General features: G+C 59.8%; 23 protein-coding genes. 6 read left to right on the top strand and 17 right to left on the bottom strand.

All coding sequences use genetic code 11. The features are described 5' to 3' along the window. The first annotated feature begins 184 nt into the window (after nt 1-184). Together ACVILI_RS21440 and ACVILI_RS21445 are read left to right on the top strand one after the other, a co-directional pair. On the top strand, nt 185-655 hold the full coding sequence (locus ACVILI_RS21440; RefSeq protein WP_457102604.1) for a hypothetical protein: 471 nt from the start codon (nt 185-187) through the stop codon (nt 653-655). Between the two features lie 98 nt (nt 656-753). Then, nucleotides 754-1614: a DUF6602 domain-containing protein gene (locus ACVILI_RS21445; protein WP_457102605.1), complete on the top strand. Its 861-nt coding sequence runs from the start codon at nt 754-756 to the stop codon at nt 1612-1614. A gap of 339 nt (nt 1615-1953) precedes the next feature. On the opposite strand, the gene ACVILI_RS21450 is transcribed toward ACVILI_RS21445, so the two are convergent. From ACVILI_RS21450 to ACVILI_RS21490, 9 genes are all read right to left on the bottom strand, one after another. Then, nucleotides 1954-2271: a spike base protein, RCAP_Rcc01079 family gene (locus ACVILI_RS21450; protein ID WP_457102606.1), complete on the bottom strand. Its 318-nt coding sequence runs from the start codon at nt 2269-2271 to the stop codon at nt 1954-1956. A gap of 301 nt (nt 2272-2572) precedes the next feature. Next, nucleotides 2573-2872, bottom strand: a complete 300-nt coding sequence (locus ACVILI_RS21455; RefSeq protein WP_457102607.1) for a DUF6074 family protein — start codon at nt 2870-2872, stop codon at nt 2573-2575. Nucleotides 2873-2982: 110 nt separating this feature from the next. Then, nucleotides 2983-3441: a hypothetical protein gene (locus ACVILI_RS21460; protein ID WP_457102608.1), complete on the bottom strand. Its 459-nt coding sequence runs from the start codon at nt 3439-3441 to the stop codon at nt 2983-2985. Beyond that, complete coding sequence (locus tag ACVILI_RS21465) at nt 3438-3653, bottom strand: hypothetical protein (RefSeq protein WP_457102609.1); 216 nt, start codon at nt 3651-3653, stop codon at nt 3438-3440. The genes ACVILI_RS21460 and ACVILI_RS21465 overlap by 4 nt, the downstream gene beginning before the upstream one ends. Next, complete coding sequence (locus tag ACVILI_RS21470) at nt 3650-3856, bottom strand: hypothetical protein (protein WP_457102610.1); 207 nt, start codon at nt 3854-3856, stop codon at nt 3650-3652. Before ACVILI_RS21470 ends, ACVILI_RS21465 begins: the two co-directional genes overlap by 4 nt. Further along, complete coding sequence (locus ACVILI_RS21475) at nt 3853-4053, bottom strand: hypothetical protein (RefSeq protein ID WP_457102611.1); 201 nt, start codon at nt 4051-4053, stop codon at nt 3853-3855. Before ACVILI_RS21475 ends, ACVILI_RS21470 begins: the two co-directional genes overlap by 4 nt. Nucleotides 4054-4213: 160 nt before the next feature. Next, nucleotides 4214-5413 carry a tyrosine-type recombinase/integrase gene (locus ACVILI_RS21480; protein WP_457102612.1) on the bottom strand — a complete coding sequence of 400 codons (1200 nt, stop codon included), beginning with the start codon at nt 5411-5413 and terminating at the stop codon, nt 4214-4216. Between the two features lie 729 nt (nt 5414-6142). Further along, nucleotides 6143-6400, bottom strand: a complete 258-nt coding sequence (locus ACVILI_RS21485) for a YybH family protein (protein WP_240565024.1) — start codon at nt 6398-6400, stop codon at nt 6143-6145. Between the two features lie 1153 nt (nt 6401-7553). Further along, entirely contained in the window at nt 7554-7682 is a 129-nt protein-coding gene (locus tag ACVILI_RS21490) for a hypothetical protein (RefSeq protein WP_276315475.1), read from the bottom strand. A 44-nt stretch (nt 7683-7726) separates the two neighbouring features. Here ACVILI_RS21490 and ACVILI_RS21495 point away from each other — a divergent pair, with 44 nt between their 5' ends. Next, complete coding sequence (locus tag ACVILI_RS21495; protein ID WP_019858477.1) at nt 7727-8263, top strand: DnaJ domain-containing protein; 537 nt, start codon at nt 7727-7729, stop codon at nt 8261-8263. 31 nt (nt 8264-8294) lie between these two features. Here ACVILI_RS21495 and ACVILI_RS21500 read toward each other — a convergent pair whose 3' ends face one another. The 7 genes from ACVILI_RS21500 to ACVILI_RS21530 all read right to left on the bottom strand — a co-directional run bounded on the left by ACVILI_RS21500 (nt 8295) and on the right by ACVILI_RS21530 (nt 12715). Then, a complete protein-coding gene (locus tag ACVILI_RS21500) occupies nt 8295-8648 on the bottom strand; it encodes a TadE family protein (protein WP_223217723.1) in 354 nt (117 codons plus the stop codon). 166 nt (nt 8649-8814) lie between these two features. Further along, nucleotides 8815-9255, bottom strand: a complete 441-nt coding sequence (locus ACVILI_RS21505) for a TadE/TadG family type IV pilus assembly protein (protein WP_038647190.1) — start codon at nt 9253-9255, stop codon at nt 8815-8817. Between the two features lie 6 nt (nt 9256-9261). Beyond that, nucleotides 9262-10488: a pilus assembly protein TadG-related protein gene (locus ACVILI_RS21510; RefSeq protein WP_202359847.1), complete on the bottom strand. Its 1227-nt coding sequence runs from the start codon at nt 10486-10488 to the stop codon at nt 9262-9264. 592 nt (nt 10489-11080) lie between these two features. Beyond that, the gene (locus ACVILI_RS21515) at nt 11081-11344 is read right to left on the bottom strand and encodes a DUF6074 family protein (RefSeq protein ID WP_038647194.1); all 264 of its coding nucleotides are present in this window, start codon (nt 11342-11344) and stop codon (nt 11081-11083) included. A gap of 210 nt (nt 11345-11554) precedes the next feature. After that, the gene (locus ACVILI_RS21520) at nt 11555-11851 is read right to left on the bottom strand and encodes a DUF982 domain-containing protein (RefSeq protein WP_038647195.1); all 297 of its coding nucleotides are present in this window, start codon (nt 11849-11851) and stop codon (nt 11555-11557) included. 184 nt (nt 11852-12035) lie between these two features. Continuing rightward, nucleotides 12036-12311 (bottom strand): hypothetical protein, encoded by a 276-nt coding sequence (locus tag ACVILI_RS21525; protein ID WP_051726818.1) that lies wholly within the window; start codon nt 12309-12311, stop codon nt 12036-12038. Between the two features lie 74 nt (nt 12312-12385). Beyond that, nucleotides 12386-12715 carry a hypothetical protein gene (locus tag ACVILI_RS21530; protein ID WP_147377455.1) on the bottom strand — a complete coding sequence of 110 codons (330 nt, stop codon included), beginning with the start codon at nt 12713-12715 and terminating at the stop codon, nt 12386-12388. Between the two features lie 285 nt (nt 12716-13000). On the opposite strand from ACVILI_RS21530, the gene map reads away from it, so the two are divergent. The 3 genes from map to ACVILI_RS21545 all read left to right on the top strand — a co-directional run bounded on the left by map (nt 13001) and on the right by ACVILI_RS21545 (nt 15785). Next, nucleotides 13001-13828 (top strand): type I methionyl aminopeptidase, encoded by an 828-nt coding sequence (gene map / locus ACVILI_RS21535; protein ID WP_019858485.1) that lies wholly within the window; start codon nt 13001-13003, stop codon nt 13826-13828. A gap of 56 nt (nt 13829-13884) precedes the next feature. Further along, complete coding sequence (radC, locus tag ACVILI_RS21540; RefSeq protein ID WP_038647200.1) at nt 13885-14646, top strand: RadC family protein; 762 nt, start codon at nt 13885-13887, stop codon at nt 14644-14646. A gap of 362 nt (nt 14647-15008) precedes the next feature. After that, nucleotides 15009-15785, top strand: a complete 777-nt coding sequence (locus ACVILI_RS21545) for a hypothetical protein (protein ID WP_019858517.1) — start codon at nt 15009-15011, stop codon at nt 15783-15785. Nucleotides 15786-15986: 201 nt separating this feature from the next. Here the strand turns inward: ACVILI_RS21545 and ACVILI_RS21550 are convergent, their stop codons facing one another. Beyond that, a complete protein-coding gene (locus tag ACVILI_RS21550) occupies nt 15987-16865 on the bottom strand; it encodes an SMP-30/gluconolactonase/LRE family protein (protein ID WP_019858518.1) in 879 nt (292 codons plus the stop codon). Between the last annotated feature and the right edge of the window lie 36 nt (nt 16866-16901).

Raw genomic sequence — 16901 nt, forward strand, 5'->3', positions numbered from 1 at the left:
AGAGGCACGCCGGTCTAAGCAGCAAAAAAGCTGCCGACTTTTGACCCGCCCCCGCCCTTGGGCGAGCGAAACGACGCCGCCGGCGAAGCTGATTTCTCTTTGATTTTCAATATGTTATTTGTTGACGAGGCCAAGGTTCGGACGTACTCTGCTCCGAGTTGACTTGAACCAGGGGCGAAACCCGATGCTCGAATATGGCCCGATGATCTTGCTCGCAGTGATTGCCATTGTGGTGGTGATCGACCTCATCCCTGAGAGCGCAGAAGACGCAGCGCTCAAGTTCCGCCACCAGTGCCGAGCCGACGGCATGAACTTTGCCGAGACGGAGGCGACGATTGCCATCCGCGCGGCGTTCGTCCGGCTGCGCCGGCTGTCATCTGATCAATGCGTTGCGCGCGGCGGCAGTATAGAACGGAGAGCCATCAATGAGATTGCTGGTCATGTCGCCATTGGCCTTGCGGCCGCGCATGGGAGGGAGGCGGCCAAGTCCTTCATCGGCTGGATCGACGCTTGTCCTGATGAGGAAATCCTCTACGACGACGCGCGCGCCGCGCGCCACCGTATGCACGTCGTCTCTTTGCGGTCGAAAGGCCTCTATCCGCCGAAGCACGTCCAAATGCATGAGGACCACAGGAACGCCTTCCGCATTGTCTAGAAGTGAAAGAACTGGCGGGGGAGGACGCTTGCTGATAGCTGGCCGATTGGCCTATTGCTCTCACATGCCAATATCATTGTTTTCAGGAGGTTGTTCCGATGGTGGAGCGATTTACTCCCTCGGACTTCCTCCGACGCATCGCCCGACGTCTTGTCGCTGAGTTTGATGACGCTAGCGTCGCTGGCACGCCATCGCTCATTGGCTCTGCCCGTGAACATCCAGCCCGAGCACAACTCGAACGTATTCTCCCCGGATATGTGGGAGTCGGGAGCGGTATCGTGATCGACAGCTATGGCGGCATGAGCCAGCAGCAAGATGTCGTCATTTTCGAACGGAACATCTGTCCCGTCTTCGACATCAACGGGAGTCCTGAGGCCACTTACTACCCGGCGGAAGGTGTGATCGCAGTTGGCGAGATAAAGAGTTCCCTCAACACCACAACATTGACCGACGCGTTTGCCAAGGTCCGATCCGTCAAGCGGTTGAGGCGCCACAGTGTGCTGGACCCAGATGCGCTATGCCCGCCATCGGCCTCATTTCGCCACTACGGTGGCGTGCAAGCTGTCACCGGAACGCCGGATGAGAGCTTTGATCAGCAGAAGCACTTGGACCAGATATACGGCTTTGCCTTGTTCGGGACCCTCGGAATCTCCGAAGAATCCGCCCTTTCGAGAGCCGCTTTGCTTTGGAAGGAAAACACTGAACTGTCTCCAAGCGTCATCCTGACGTTATCGTCCGGGTTTCTTATGCGTTCTAGCGGCGCGTCTCTGAGCGATTCTCCCGCCGATGAGGCCGTGCTTGTGGCCGCAGGCGATCGAGGCTTCGGCCACTTAGTGCAGCGTCTGACTTGGCACAGCCGACAAGGTAGGACCGTGCCGACCTCCAGCTTTCAAAGATACCTCCGAGACAATCAGGAAGTCGCGGATCGATTTTCGATACGACTTAGGCAAACTCTTTAGCTCCTGAAGCTCTCTGACCGGGCTGCAGCCCTATTTCAGTCACTTCCTTCGATTGAACGGGTGTCGAGGATCCAGCGGCAGGCCATCGGCGCCGACTTCGCTGCTATAGCCGTGAAGTTCTGCCTTTTGCTTCGTGCTGTTGTGGCAGGCCGCGCACAAGCTCTGTAGCCGCCCGTTGAAGAATCGGAACCTATCGCCTCGATGACGCTCAACGTGGTCGGCGACGGTAGCCGGCGTCCTTACGCCAGCCCGAGCGCAGAACGCGCAATACGGCTCCCGCCTCAACTGGCGAGCTCGAAGGGCAAACCACTGCTTGGTCCGATACCAAGGCGAAGACACTCAATCCTCGATAGTGGCGACGGTCGCTGTAGTCCCCGTCGCCAGCACACGGCGCACTTGGAACACGATGGGGCAACCCGCGTGCACGCCGACGAACGCAAGCGGCTCGTCGTCATCGTTGTTGACTGGCAGAATGGCCACGTTGCCGGCGCTTAACAGAACGACCGCCTTCGGGATCGTCGGCAAGTCTTCAGTGTCCGAGGGCGTGACGACACGGCCACGGCGGCCGCCGCTTTGTGGACCTGGAGCCGTGTCGGAATATGGATCATCTGCCATTGCTGAAAACCTTTCGCGAAGGGCAAAGAAAAACCCGCCCATGCCAGTTGGCAGGCGGGTTGATTCGGCTTGTGATTCAATTCATCGTCGTCAGCGATACATGACTCGCAATGGTCGATTACACCACCCCTAGCGAAAAGATTTTTGTTAACACTATATTTTGTACCTATCGAAACCATAACGGCGCCAAGGGCTTTCGCCGTTTTTCCTCTAAAAGACAAGAAAGACCGGGGACGATGATCGCCCCCGGACCCCCGCCTTTCCCTGCGGGAATGGCCGTCACCTACGTTGGCGCCAAGTTCGCAGCAGTCGCATTTTTCAAGGGGGGTTAGTAGCCAGGCCGTCACTTGCCGGATGACCAATGGCCGGCGCGATAGTCCAATTCGATGTTGATCACACGGATGAACTCCGAAATATGTCGGTCAATTTCAGCCTTGGGGATTCCCTTGGCTTTCATGTCGCGGCGGATTGCTTTGACCTGCCGGTTCCAAAACTTTCTGCCTTCAGATTGATTGCGAGTAGCAAGGCCGCGAGCGGTCTCAGCAATCAGATCCCTGCGGCGGGAAAGCGGGAACGCGATCAGCACAGGCGCATCCTTGTGCAGTGATGGCAGATAGTCGGTGAAAAGATCAAGCTGAGACATCTCAGCCGCTCCTATACAGAAGATGCTGGACCATATGTGGTCCATGCGCTCGACCGCAAACAAAGGGGTTTTGAACGGGGATCGCCTGGACCATATGTGGTCCATGCGCTCTATTCGTCAGGGAGAACGACATTTTCGACCTCCTTCGGGAATGTCAGGTCGATAACGCGGCTCGTTTTTTTCGTCTCCGGGTCAAAGACCATTGTCGCTTTGATGACGCCGATCCCCTCCAAAAGCTGAAGATCGCGCGATATCGTTTTCTCACTGCAACGCGTGGCCGCAGCGGCTATCATTTCATTGGTCGCGCGAACGCGGCCATCTTGCCAGAAGACGAATTTCTTTATGACCGCAGGCACCCGCAGGCTATAGCCGTGACGTCGACAAAGCTGCATCACAACCGCATGCCACGACCAGAACAATTGTTCCTGATGCTCTCGAGTGCGCGGCCAAAAGGCCATCGTCGAACGGGCTTGAAGAGGCTGCTTTCGCGCGCCTAAGCCATCAAAAAAATCTTGGTCATCGGTTGAAGGCCGGAAGGCACCCGACGATCGTGTATCAGGGTCGATCATGCCTGCCTTACTGGAACGTCCTTGATGTCGCCCCGGACGAACGCGCCAAATCCGGCGAATGCCATGGCCAATTCGTACAAATCGCCGTCCGCAATTTCGGCTGACGTTTGGTCCCGAACTGCGGAAAGCATTGCGTAGAAGGTCGCTTTCGGATCCTGCGCGTCAAGCAACCAGCGGGCCAGGCTAATGGCCGCGACGATGTTTTTGCTCATGCTCGCACCGCCATTCGCTCATGCGCCCGCAACAGCGCCTCAGCGGCCTCGACACGGTCGCGCGCGCGGTCGACCTCGGAAGGGGCCGGAACTAAGCCGCCGCCTTCCTGCCCGGCCTCACGTTGCTGCAGTAGGTTCTCCAAACGTAAGCGCGCGTTCATCGCCTGATCCCTGAGGCGGGCCAGTTCGTCGGCGCCGGTCATGACACCGACTCACGCTTTGGCTCAATTTTCGGCAACGCCTGCAGATAGGCCGTATACTCATCGTCAAGGACGATGGTTTGGCGACCGATCTTCCGAGCAACAAGTTGACCGGCTTTGATTGCGTCGTACAGGCGCGTCCGCCCGCCGGGGTGAATCTGTAAAAGCTCTTCGATTGTGTAAGCTGGTTTTCGCGTCACGGTGATCTCCCAGAAAGGCCGTGTGTTGCCACGGCGATTTGATTTTCTGGGTTGGATGCCCGTTCGCTAGGTTGCGAACCCTATTAGCGCAGCGAATCAGCGCGTGGAAAGGGATATATGGCGAGGCAATGAATCAGGCAAGGTGAAATGAACGGCAGTGTCACCGCGCCGCCGCTATTGCCGTCACGTTGCTCTTTTCGCCGATGCCCAATTTCGGGAAATGGGCCCTGATAGTGTCGGCAACGTAGGATGGCGCCAAGTGCGCATAATGGCGTTCTGTAACGCGGGTGTCAGAATGACCGAGTTGCGTTGCAATGACACCCATGGGCACCCCAGCCATTGCTAGCGCGCTGGCATGGGTATGGCGCAAGTCATGAAAGCGAGCTCGCGGCGTAATCTTCGCTGCATTCGACGCGTCGACCATCGGCCGAAAGTGTTCCGACTTCTGCCACTCGCGGCCGCCGAATGGAAAGACGATCGCGTCTCCGGCTTTGCCGGCAACGGCCGACCTAAAGAACTCGACGCCTTCGTCGCCTAAGACGACGTGGCGAGGTTTTCCCGATTTTGAAATGAGGACGTGGACAGTGTTCGCATCCAGATTGATGTCGCTGACCCTAAGTCGGGCAAGCTCGGATACCCTACAGCCGGTAAAGAGGGCGCCGCGGACCAGTGCCCGAAACTCGGGCTCACAAGCGTTGACCAGCCGCCGCTGCTCATCAACGGACAGGTAGCGAATTCTCGCGACCTCGACATTCTTGAATGGCTTAACTTTTCGCCAAGCCAGATCGCTATCAACAAGCTCTTCGGCGAACGCGAGATTCAGCGCAGCTTTCAAGGTTGTCAGGATCCGGTTAGCCGTGACTTTCCGCGCCCTCGGGTCGCCATCCCCTTCGATTTCCTTTCCGCCACGGTTCTTCGCTGGCCTCTGCCATAGGGCAGTCTGCCATTCCTTGATTTTTTTGGTCGTAAGCCTCTCGACCTCGATCGAGCCAAGTTCCGGTTCGATTCTCGCCTTTATCGTTTGCCTGACGCCGCGCATGTCCTTCTTGCCGCGTTGCTCGCAGTCCGCCAGATAGTCCGCAAGCGCGTCTGACACCGTGTAGGTTGCCTTCCCTCGCCCGTGCCCCCTCGCCTCTCTCAGCGCCTTCTCTCGCCACGCTCGACCGGCTGACTGGGCATGGGACCAAGAAAGGATGATGGCGCCGTCGGCGTCCGCCGTATCGTCAGCTATCCCTATGGACTTCTCAACGTACTTTCCGTCGACAAAAACCCTCGCCTGCCATTTGCCGCCGCGCGGGCCTTTCCGATAGCCGACGTGAAAGCCCTCTTCGATCATCCGCCAATGAGGTTTGTCTTGCATCGGCAGCGCAATTCGTGCCGCCCTGGTGTCAAGTCGAGCATCCCTAACTGTGCGAGCCACTTCAGAACGTCCCCCAAGTTTTCCCTAATAAGCGTGACGTGAACGCCTATGAACAGGAATGAATGAGCGTGAAATAAACATATACCTTTCAATATGTTATACACGTTCGTGGACAATCAGGAAAGAGCAAAAGGCGCGACTTTCACGGCGGTAACAGGGGTTCGATTCCCCTTGGGCGTACCAGACTTTTCAAACACTTGGCGACCTCCCCGTCCTTACTGTCCAATTTTTGGCCAATATCGCCCGGAGCCGGCCGATTCCAAGGAATCGGTCAAAATGGCAAAGCAAACAATTTCGCATGCAGGGTGGACGCCACCCACGCCGAATCCGGCATGCGTGAATGCGGCGGACTTTCAGAGACTCGCCATTTATCGCCGTCTGCGCCGAGCCCTTTAGCGCTTCTTCGCCTTCGGGGTGAACTCCTCGACCCGCGCCCCGCGCCATCCTGAAGCATCGCCTGCTCCAGCGCCTGGGCTTCATCTTCATCCTATGTGGTCAGGATAGTGCACCAGTGCGCCCTGTCGAAGACGCTGGCGATCTAGGCCGGCTTGTCGGTCATTGGCCGGGATCGGTGCTGTTGAGACTGCACATGCGGATCAACCAGCCTCCGCCATCAGCGTGTCGCTCAAAGACGCTGAGTGAAGTTCCATTTCCGGTGGCCTCACCCTCCTAATAGGCCGCCAGAGACCATGCTAGGTGCCCGGAAGTCCCCGCCTCCATTATGGCTAGTGTTTTGTCGGGGGTGGCGTGTTGAGTCCAGACGCCATGCAGCGCCTCTATCGCCGCGCGGCCGCGAGCCGGCGGCGCATAGGGAGAATGCAATTCCGCATCAGGTGTGAATACCGCTGCGCAACCGGCAGCATCCCGATCTCGATAGGCCGCAACGTAGATATCCCAAAGCTCCTGCAGTTCGTCGCGGATCGACATCATCTCCTCCCGGCTGTTCCTTCATTCGTACGCTGCAATTATATTAGCATTAGCACATATATTGACCAGCCGGCGTCGCTGTTGCTCACAAAACAGCCCGTCGGTCAGGCCCGGCGTCCTATTCACATCCCAATCTATAGGGTGCCGGGCCGCACTGCCGTGGAACCCTGGGCGCCTGTTGGCCTACACAGCCGAAGGCGCATCGTGTGTCCTTTGGAGCGCTCGGAAGTGCTCGCTGCTTGGGCGATATCAGCGGCTTCATGATGCTCTTGCGGAGTGCCTTCCGCTGCCATCAGAAAGCGCTCGACTTCAGCCTGCGATAGCTGCTTGGAGGGGATGGTTCTGGCCATTGGCGATCTCCGTTTTGAGGGGTCGCCGCAACGATAGATTATGTTCCTCGACAGGATCGAGCGCGCAAGATTCGAATGGCCGGCCGCGAGTTCATTTGCATTTTAGCTAATTGAATGTGAGATGGTCATGAAATTCCGAGCGGGGGCTCATGACTACAGACATTTTTCTGACCGCTGTCGCGGCATTCTCGATACTCGTTCCGCTGTACTTTATCCTTAGGTGAGGCGTTAAGCCGCCTAGTTGGCGTCACGAGCGCGCGTTTCCCGCTGGCGCTGTCCTACGCGGCAGAGGCTTCCCGCGCGTCCTGGCGCCCGCCTATGGCCAGTCGCTGTGTCTCCGGTTGCACCTGCAATCTGCTTGAACGCAGAAACCTCGCCGCTCCATTTGCGAAGCGGCGAGGCCTGCCCCAACCTCGCCCCAATTGCCGGTCCCAACAGCCGGCTATGCTGACAATGCAATTGTTGTGCCAGCGACAAATTGATCCATTACGGGACAGAAGAAGGACCGGTCGCCGCAAGTTACGCGGCCGCATCGTCCGGCCCGCTCGGACGCCTCCCGCTGCGCGCCAGAGTGGTCAATGCGCGCTCCTCCGCGGCGAGGCGGTAGCGCAGCACTGCCGCCTCCTGCTCCCGCTCACGCTCGAGGCGCCCTTGCTGAGTCCCAGAGTAACCGCATCAACCATCTTATTAGCATGCGCTTGTGTTCCTCATAAAGCCGGATCATTATTCAAACCATCGGGTCGCTGAAGGGGTAGAGCGCCATGGAACTGAGCAGCTATGATCCGAGCGGGAGCATTTTTGCATCACCCGCCTTCCTTAACCTCACGGCTGTTTTCATCATTCTGGCCGCCTTCGACGTTGCGGATCGGCTTCAGTTCGCGCCAATCGAAGCCGCAAGTTGAGGACCGTTGTTTCTTGGCTTCAGCGGTCATGCTCTCGACGGTGTGCGCAATAGCGATGTTGTGGGGGCGCCATCTTGTTCGTTGACTACTACGAACTCCTGGAAATCAGCCCGAACGCCAACTCGGAAACGATAGAACGGGTATTCCGCTATTTTGCCATGCGCTACCATCCTGACAATCAGGACACCGGCGATGAATCACGGTTCAGCGAAATCCTGGAAGCCCACAATGTTCTCAAAGACCCTGTCAAGCGCGCGCGGTATGACATTCAGCACAAGGACCATTTGAATCTGCGAACGGAGTTGATTGGGGAAGCCAGCAACAACACAACCATCGAACGTGATGTGGCCATTCAGGCAAAATTGCTCTCCCTGCTCTACGTCAAACGCCGACAAGACGTAAACAATCCCGGCATTGGCGATACAGAAATCGAACGTTTGTCAGGCTGTCCACGAGAACATCTTGAGTTTCATCTCTGGTACCTGAAAGCCAAGGGCTGGATTGGAAGGATCGAGAACGGAACCTTCGCGATCACCGTGGAAGGCATCGATCGCGCCAATTCCGAACATCGCCGTGACACCACCATAAGACTGCTGGACCATGCCGGCTGAAACGCGGAAGCTCGCGTCAGCGCCGTATTGACTAACCGCCGACCAGCGGCACGGTAACAGTGGTGGCGTAGTTGATCGGAAAGGTGTCGAGGTAAGGAAAATCGACGACGAAGGCATAGGTGGCGGTCAGATGCGCCATGCGGAAACCGCCGCTTGCCGGGTCGATGGCGATCGTCACGTTCACATCCTTCAAACCCAAGGCCTGCAATTTCTGCGTGGCGATCGATTGGATGTCGGCCTGGGTCAGCGTGTTCTGAAGCTGCAGCGAGCGCGATGATGTCTCCAGCGTATAGCGAACGCTGGACACCGAATGCATCGACCAGCCCAGGGCGAAGATCCCGAACAGCAATATGATGAGGAACGGTGCGATCAGCGCGAACTCCAACCCGGATCCGCCTGATCGATCTCGCCGGAAGGCGCTTTGCCTGGCGCAATTCCAGGAAAAGTGTGAGCCGGTTGTCCCGGGAAAAGCGCGCAGCGCTGTCCCCAAGGAATCGCGACAAAACAAAGAGCTAGGGCGTTTCGCCATTTCCGCGAAGCGGTGAGACGCCCTAGCGAACACGGATCACCTCCAGATGGCCGATGACGCTGGAAGCGGAAAAGACGCCGAAGGTGAAGGGCGGCGTCCAGGTGGCCGATGCCTGGATCTGAACATAGACCGACGGCACCTTTGGTCCGCTGCACAGCGTGGAGGCGTCGACCACGGTCGTCCCGCACATATAGATCCGGCTTAGCGTGACCTGGCCGTCCGCCGGCCGTTTCTCCCAGCTCGAAATGGCAACGGCTTGCGTCGCCGTATCATTCGTCGACCCTTCCATGATCAGGTTCGCGGCGGTCTTGACGCCGGCACGCATCGACAGCGAGCTCGTCACATAGGACCAGCCGTCGATGATACCGAGCAGCGCCGCGCACAGGAAGGGCAGGACCATGGCGAACTCGACCGCGGCAACGCCAGAACGGTCGCCAAGGATCGGCTTTGATCGGCGTTCCACGGGAGGCTACTCGACCAGTGCCACGGACTGCGCGGCCGGAATGTCGCGCATTCCGAGGCTGGTGCAATCCTGATTGATGGTTGAACTGCCTGACCATTGTATCGTATCGGCAACGACTTGGGTGCAGCCGCCGTTGCCCGAGAAATTGCCGAGATAGCTGATCTGCTGTCTTGGGAAGTAGATGGCCCCAGTCAGCAGCGAGTCGGCTGTACCGTTGAACGTGCTGGATGCACTGCTGCCGGCCCTGTCGCCATAAAACAGAACGCCTGAATAGGCGCCCGAAGTCGGCGCACTGAGCTGCACGGAGGCGTTGCCATTCATGCTGACCGTCGAGCTGCCTGACATGAAGATAGTCACCCCGCTGCCGGTGACGGAAGCGTTGGCGTTTATCTTGAGATTGCCCTGAACGACATAGACGCCCGGCTGGAGGGTAACGCTACCGCTAAGGCTGAGTCCGCTGCAGTAGGTGCCGGGCTTCAATGTCGACTTGTTGGCATTCTGGCAAGGGTTTGAGGCGGCCGGGGTCGGCAGGTCGGCGAATGGATCGGCGACAGGCAGCGCCTGGGTGATCGGGGCCGGGCAGACGGTCGTAACCGGATTGCTGAGAGAAACGCCGCCCGCCGATATCAGGCAATCGACCTGCAGTGCTGCCGAGCCCTGGAGCTTGATGGCGTCCGAAGCGTTCGAGTTGGACATCACTACGCAGCCGGTGACCTTCACGCTGGTATTGCCGGAAAACAGCACAGCCTGCGAGGCGGTCGCATCGAGCGCGGTCATGCAGGACTTCGAGGCGTCGGTGATGAGGGCCACCGCCCTCGCCTGCTCGGGCACCTGACCTTGTGTGAAGATCGAGGTGAACATCCGGTTGAGGTTCTGAGCGACGATGACCTCGACCGCCTTCTTCGCCGTATTCGGCCCGGACGCCGGCGGCGTATTGACCACGACCGTGCCCGAGCCCAGCCCGTTTGTCGCTGCCGATTGCGTCGCGGCCGCGATGATCGTCGGCTTGTCGGAACCCGAGATCTGTTCAAGCGCGCCGGCATAGGCCGCGGCATCGGCCGTCGCCTGTAGTCTCAGGCTGTTGTAGTACCAGTAGGAGGTCTCCACGCCAAAGCCGGCCGCGCCGACGACGATCGGCAGGGTGAGGGCGAAGATGGTGGCAACATTCGCCCGTGTGCTCCGGCCTATACCGGTCGCCATGATCCGAATTCGGGCGAAGCAATTGAAAGTCATAACTTAAATTAGAAAACATGCATATATGAAGGAACGGCTAAAAAGTTCGGTTCATTTTTGATGAGGGCTTCGATTGACTTCAGACAGTGGGCCGTCGGCTGATCGGTGCACGCAGAGGTCGCGATACGCAAGAAACTCACGCGGCGCTGGAACGTCAGCACCGTGCGGCACCTTCCGCCTGGGCAAAAGCCTTCGAACTACATGTTGCTGGCAGGACGAATCGGAGGCGGTGGGCGATGCGCGGGCTTTTGCCGCGATTTAAGGGGAATATCCGCCAAGGATGCGCGAATCGGCTTGATGGATAGCGATAGTGCATTGCCACGGCGCTTCAGCAGCCCGGCTGAAATCTTGGCAACGAGGTCTCGTATTTCCATGGGCGCTCCTCCCGAGCAGCCCCCGCCACCTTATTATTAGCAACGAAGCGAATCCTCCGCATTTAACTTTGATGTATCGAGGTCACGCAAATGTCGCTTCGATGTCAGCCTCATCGAACACCATCTCCGCCCGTTGACGGTGACCGCGCCCTCAGCCACCCCTGCCCCCTGGACAACGAAGGCGTAGGCAGGTGCTGCCTGGAAGGAAATATCTTCTTTTAGGCGGAAAGAACTGGAGCCGACTCAGTCGCTAGTCCAGCCGAAAGCTCTCTCTGTACGGCCAGGAAAAACCTCCGCACTTCATCACTGGCGGTTGCTCTGTCCCTGCCCGACCCGACAACCAGGTCGAGCAACTCGGCTGCTTTAGCCCTCCAGAACGAGGCTGCAGGCTCGCCATGCAGATTGTCTAGCTTGGCTGCAACTTCCCTGATCAAGAACAGCTGACGGTCGATCGGGAATGCACGGACTTTTTCTGGGGACATCTTCCAAACCTAAACTGACGCAACGAATCAACCATTGCTGAACAAGCAATGGCGTAGCCGCCAAGGTGGAAACGGAAGCTTAACGCCGCTGTCGATGCATCACCGTGCGAGGAAATGCAAATGATGATCCAGGCACGAGATCACCACGCACACTCAAGCCAACTTGGTCGAGAAAACGGAGTTGGTCGATCGGAACAGGCGAAGCACGCCTCAGGCCCGCAGCAGACTTGCCTCGCCGCCACGCTTGCGCGGCGCCATCATGTCGCTGGCCATCAGTCCGGTGACACGGCAGAACGCCATGAACGCCCGGCAGGCATCCTCTGTCTTGACCACGTCCACCGTGGCGCCGAAGCAGGCATTGAAGGCTTTCTGATACACCGGTCCCTGCCGGCGCGCCGGCCAGTCCTGGAGGAAATCCAGCGCCTGCTCGACGCTGTAAATCTCCTCGACGGGCAAGCCGGGGCCTTGCGCAATGCGCACCGGCACCTCGAATTGCAATCTATCCATCCGCAATCTCCCGAACTGGCGTCGCCCAGGCAACGCCGTTCGTCGTCAAAAGTTGCTTTGCCCGCTCAGTGCCACGCAAATGTGTCGTGACTGCGGAAACGGCCGTTTTTTGCTTGCAGACAGGCCGAGGAAAGTCCTGCCGGGCACCAGCCGGTCCGGCAGAACTTTCCACTCGACGGCGCCGCTATTGATTGGCCGGGTCGGTCTCTGCATCGAAAGCCATGCGCACCACCGTCAAGAGAGCATAGGCCGACGGCAAGGCGAACAGGGCACCAAGGATGAGCGCCCCGGTTCCTGACAGATAGAGCGTCTCGGCGACCGCCCAATAGACGGTTCCGATACAAATGAAGGCCTGAACGGACAGAAAGGAAGCAGCCGAGGCCGCACGTGTCAGGCTTTTGAATGTCTTGATACGTTGTTGCATTGCAATGATCCGGAAATGGCGCGCCACGCCACCCATGCGCGGCTGAAGGCCGCCGCACGGGTCGCGACGCGAATGGCTTGGAATGGAATGAACGTGCGGTCCTGGACCGCTCAAGCCTGCGTGGAGGGCGGCGCACGCGGCTGATTGGTGCTCGCGCAGAGCGCGGACACCATGCCGGATCCGGCAACGGGTGCGGCCGGGGAAATCCGGTCCAAATAAAGGAAAACAGCTTGCGGAGCCGGCAAGGTCGGATGGAAGCCGGCGAACTTGGCCAGCACCGGCCGGGCTGTGCGAACCTCCAGCGCCTGCGCCTTGTTGGTGACACGCAGCAGCGCCGCGACCTCGCCCGACCGTTCCAGGCCAACGCTGGCGCCGGTCTGGGCCGGGTCCGCGAAAGTGGGAACATCGGGCCTGCCGAGGCACAGCATCGTCAGCAGCACCAAGCCCATCAGACATGAGCAGGCTGCCGTCAGCGAGGCTTCAAGCGATCTGGCACGCTTGGGTAATGGACGCGATCTCCAAAACATATATCCGCCCTAGCGCAGGATGGCCGGAAAGGAAAGCAACCGTGCAAAACCGATAGAAATTGCACCAACGAGACGAATATCCCGCCGGCCAAGGCCGCATCAGCCAGTTCTTCCTTGAACCTTTTGCCCTCAAGTGCCAAATCTGGCGGGATATTCACGCCAGCACTCCTGCAGCGCCCACCTTTCTATACGGACAAAATGGTCACCTATCTCGACGCCGCCACGGCCCCTCTCAGAAACACCGGCCAGATCCGCCTCTATGGCGAGGAGGGTTTTGCCGGCATGCGCAAGGCATGTGACCTCACCGCCCGTTGCCTGGACGCGCTGGTGCCGATGGTCGCGCCCGGCGTCACCACGGACGCCATCGACCGTTTCGTCTTCGAGTTCGGCATGGATCACGGCGCGCTGCCGGCGACGCTCAACTATCGCGGCTACACGAAATCGTCCTGCACCTCGATCAACCACGTCGTCTGTCACGGCATTCCCGACAACAAGCCGCTGAAGGATGGCGACATCGTCAACATCGACGTCACCTACATTCTCGATGGCTGGCATGGTGATTCCTCGCGCATGTATCCGGTCGGCACCATCAAGCGCGCGGCCGAACGCCTGCTCGAGGTCACCCATGAATGCCTGATGCGCGGGATCGCCGCCGTCAGGCCGGGTGCCCGCACCGGCGCCATCGGCGCCGCCATCCAGACTTTTGCCGAGGCGGAGCGCTGCTCGGTGGTGCGAGACTTCTGCGGCCATGGCGTCGGCCAGCTCTTCCACGACGCCCCCAACATCCTGCACTATGGCAGCGCCAATGAAGGCGTCGAGATGCGGCCCGGCATGATCTTCACCATCGAGCCAATGATCAATCTCGGCCGGCCGCATGTGAAGGTGCTGTCGGATGGCTGGACGGCGGTGACGCGGGACCGTTCGCTGTCGGCACAGTATGAGCACACGATCGGTGTGACCGACACGGGCTGCGAGATTTTCACGCTCTCGCCCAACAACCTCGACCGGCCCGGCCTGCCGGCCTGATATTTAATACGTCGGGCGGCCGCCTTGCCCGACTGATTGGCTGGATGCGGGGGCTGATGGGGAAGGCCAGCGACGACGACGAGCGGAGTTTCTTCTCCGAAGTGCCGGTTCGGCCCGCCGCGACGGCGAAGCCCGCTCCAGCTGAAAAGCCTGGATATCTTGGCCACCGCGACCGTTTGCGCGAGCGCTTTGCCTCGGCGGGTCCAGACGCCTTGCCCGATTATGAACTTCTGGAGCTCTTGCTCTTCCGGCTGATCCCGCGCGCCGACACCAAACCGGCCGCCAAGGCATTGCTGGCGCGCTTCGGCACGCTGGCCGAAGTGCTTGGCGCGCCCGTCAACCTGCTTCAGGAGGTCAAGGGCATCGGCCCGGCGGTGGCGTTCGACCTGAAGGTTGTCGCTGCGACGGCGCAACGCATGGCGCATGGCGAAGTGCATGGCCGCGAAGTCCTTTCGTCCTGGACGCAGCTTCTCGCCTATTGCCGCTCGGCCATGGCCTTCGAGGCGCGCGAGCAGTTCCGTATCCTATTCCTCGACAAGAAGAACGCATTGATCGCCGACGAGGTGCAGCAGACCGGCACAGTCGACCACACGCCCGTCTATCCCAGGGAAGTGGTCAAGCGCGCGCTCGAACTGTCGGCCACCGCGATCATCCTAGTGCACAACCACCCGTCGGGCGATCCGACCCCATCGCGCGCCGATATCGAGATGACGAAAGAGATCGTCGAAGCGGGCAAACGGCTGGGCATCGGCGTGCACGACCACATCATCATCGGGCGTAAAGGATACGCCAGCATGAAGGGCCTGCTGCTGATTTAGGGCGGCGACCACTATGGCGACCACGTCGCCTTCGCAGAGAGCAAGCCATGGCGTCCCCGCGTGACGCATTCGGCCAGGCCTTCGTCATCGACTTCCTGTATTCCAACGCGTTTCCGACTGACCGCTCGGCGACATTGGCTAACAGCCAGGACCATGGTCCTAGCTGGTATGGGACTTCAGTAGCACAGCGACCTCGCGGCATCTATTTGCATGAAATATCAACAAGTTAATCCACAGGCCATTGCCGGACTCGAGCAGTGCGACCGCATTTGTCTAAAGTTTACTCCGTACGATTAGTGGATTCTCATATTACGCTGATCTAGCGCGGTTGGGCGGAGGTGGCGATTCCCCGAGGAGACACCATGACAAACCGAAAAACTCTGTTCGCGGCGCTTGCCGCATTGGCGCTTCTGGCGTCGCCGGCGCTGGCCGGGGCCGGCGGCAACGGGCACGGTGGCGGCAATGGTGGCGGCCATGGCAATGGCGGCGGCAATGCTGGCGGCAATGGCAATGGCAAAGGCAACAGCGGTGCCTCGCGTGGCAAGTCTGCGTCGGCCCCAGGACGTGTTGGCAAGGTAGACGCTGACGCAACGACCGACACCACAGTCGACACGACCACCCAGGTCGCATCCGTGCCGAAGGAGAAAAACATCCATGCCAAACTCGGCCGGCTGAATTCGCTGCAGCGCAACATCAACGCCTATATGAATTCCAAGAGCAAGAAGTTCGCTGCCATCCAGGCCTTCGTGACACAGTCCGCGAAAGCCAAGGTTGCCCAGGCCGCGGCTGAAGCGGCAGCCGCCACGGCCGCCGCCGCGCAGGCCCAACTGGATAAGCTGAATGCGCAGCTGACCGCGCTGCAGACTGATCCGAACGCCACGGCTGCGCAGATCCAGGCTGTGAAAGATCAGATCACCGCCCAGAAGGCCGTTGTCGACGCCGACAACGCAGCGGCCGACGATGCAGAGGCGGCGGCGGCTACGGCGACTGTCGGCACCGACCAGGCATCGCTCGATGCAGCGCTGACGGACATGGCCAACAAGCCCGTCGATGACGAGGTCACGGCCTGGGCCCAAGGCGTCCTTGCTGACAAGATCGACCAGATGGCCACCAAGATCGAAGCGCAGACGACGCCTTAGGCATCGACCAGAACGGCATTAGCCAAGGCCGCCGAGCTCCGCCCGGCGGCCTTGCTATTTCTTGAGCATAGAGAAAAAACTCGCACCCTCGGTCCTGTCAGACACGAAATGCAGATTGTCGCGCGTAGCGACATTGGCCTGCCGACCGGCCTTGGCAACATGCCGACCGTCAATTTCGGCCCTGGGGAACGACCCAGCCCGTCAGCCGCCAAATCGCGGCTCTGGAACGCCCGTCACGCCCAAGCCGGTGATGGCGAACAGGCTGCCGCGCAGGACACCGTCGCCGGGAAAGCGCGGCAGCGGCGGCTTGGCCATCGAGGTGACATAGAGCGTATCGAGCTTCGGCCCGCCGAACATCACGCTGGTGATCTTCTTCACCGGCATGTCGATGATGCGATCGACGGTGCCGTCCGGCGCGTAGCGCACCAGACGGCCGTCATAGACCAGGGCATTCCAAAGATACCCCTGCGCATCGACGGTCGAGCCGTCGGCCGCGCCACCCTTGCTTGTGTCGACGCGCACGAAGGTACGGCGGTTGGTGGCAGCGCCGGTAGCAATGTCGTAGTCGTAGGCCCAGATTTCGCCTGTCCAGGTATCGGCGAAGTAGAAGGTGCGGTCGTCCGGGCTCCAGCATGGGCCGTTGGAGCAGATGATGCCGGAATCGATCCTGGTGACGGAGAAATCCGGATCCAGCCGGTACAGCCCGCCTGAAGGCCCCTCCTCCATCGTATCCATCGAGCCGGCGAAGAAGCGGCCGCGCCGGTCGACTTTGCCGTCATTAAGGCGGTTCATCGGCCTGTCCGGCTCCGGATCATGGATCAGCGTCACCTCGCCGGTGGCGAAATCGAGCAGGTGGAAGCCGCGCTGCAGCGAGACGACCGCGCCGCCACCGTCCTTGCGCAGCGCCATGGAGCCTATCTTCATCGGCACGTCCCAGGAGCGGATCTCGCGCCCATCGGCGGTAGCGCGGAACACGCGGCCGTCGAAACTGTCGATCCAGTAAAGGCGCTCCTGTTCGACGTCCCACAGCGGGCCCTCGCCCAACGTCGTCTTCACATCCACCACGACTTCGATCTTCATGCCATCCTCCTGTGTATCGGTGTGCAGCGCTTGGCC

Source organism: Mesorhizobium sp. USDA 4775, assembly GCF_054062655.1.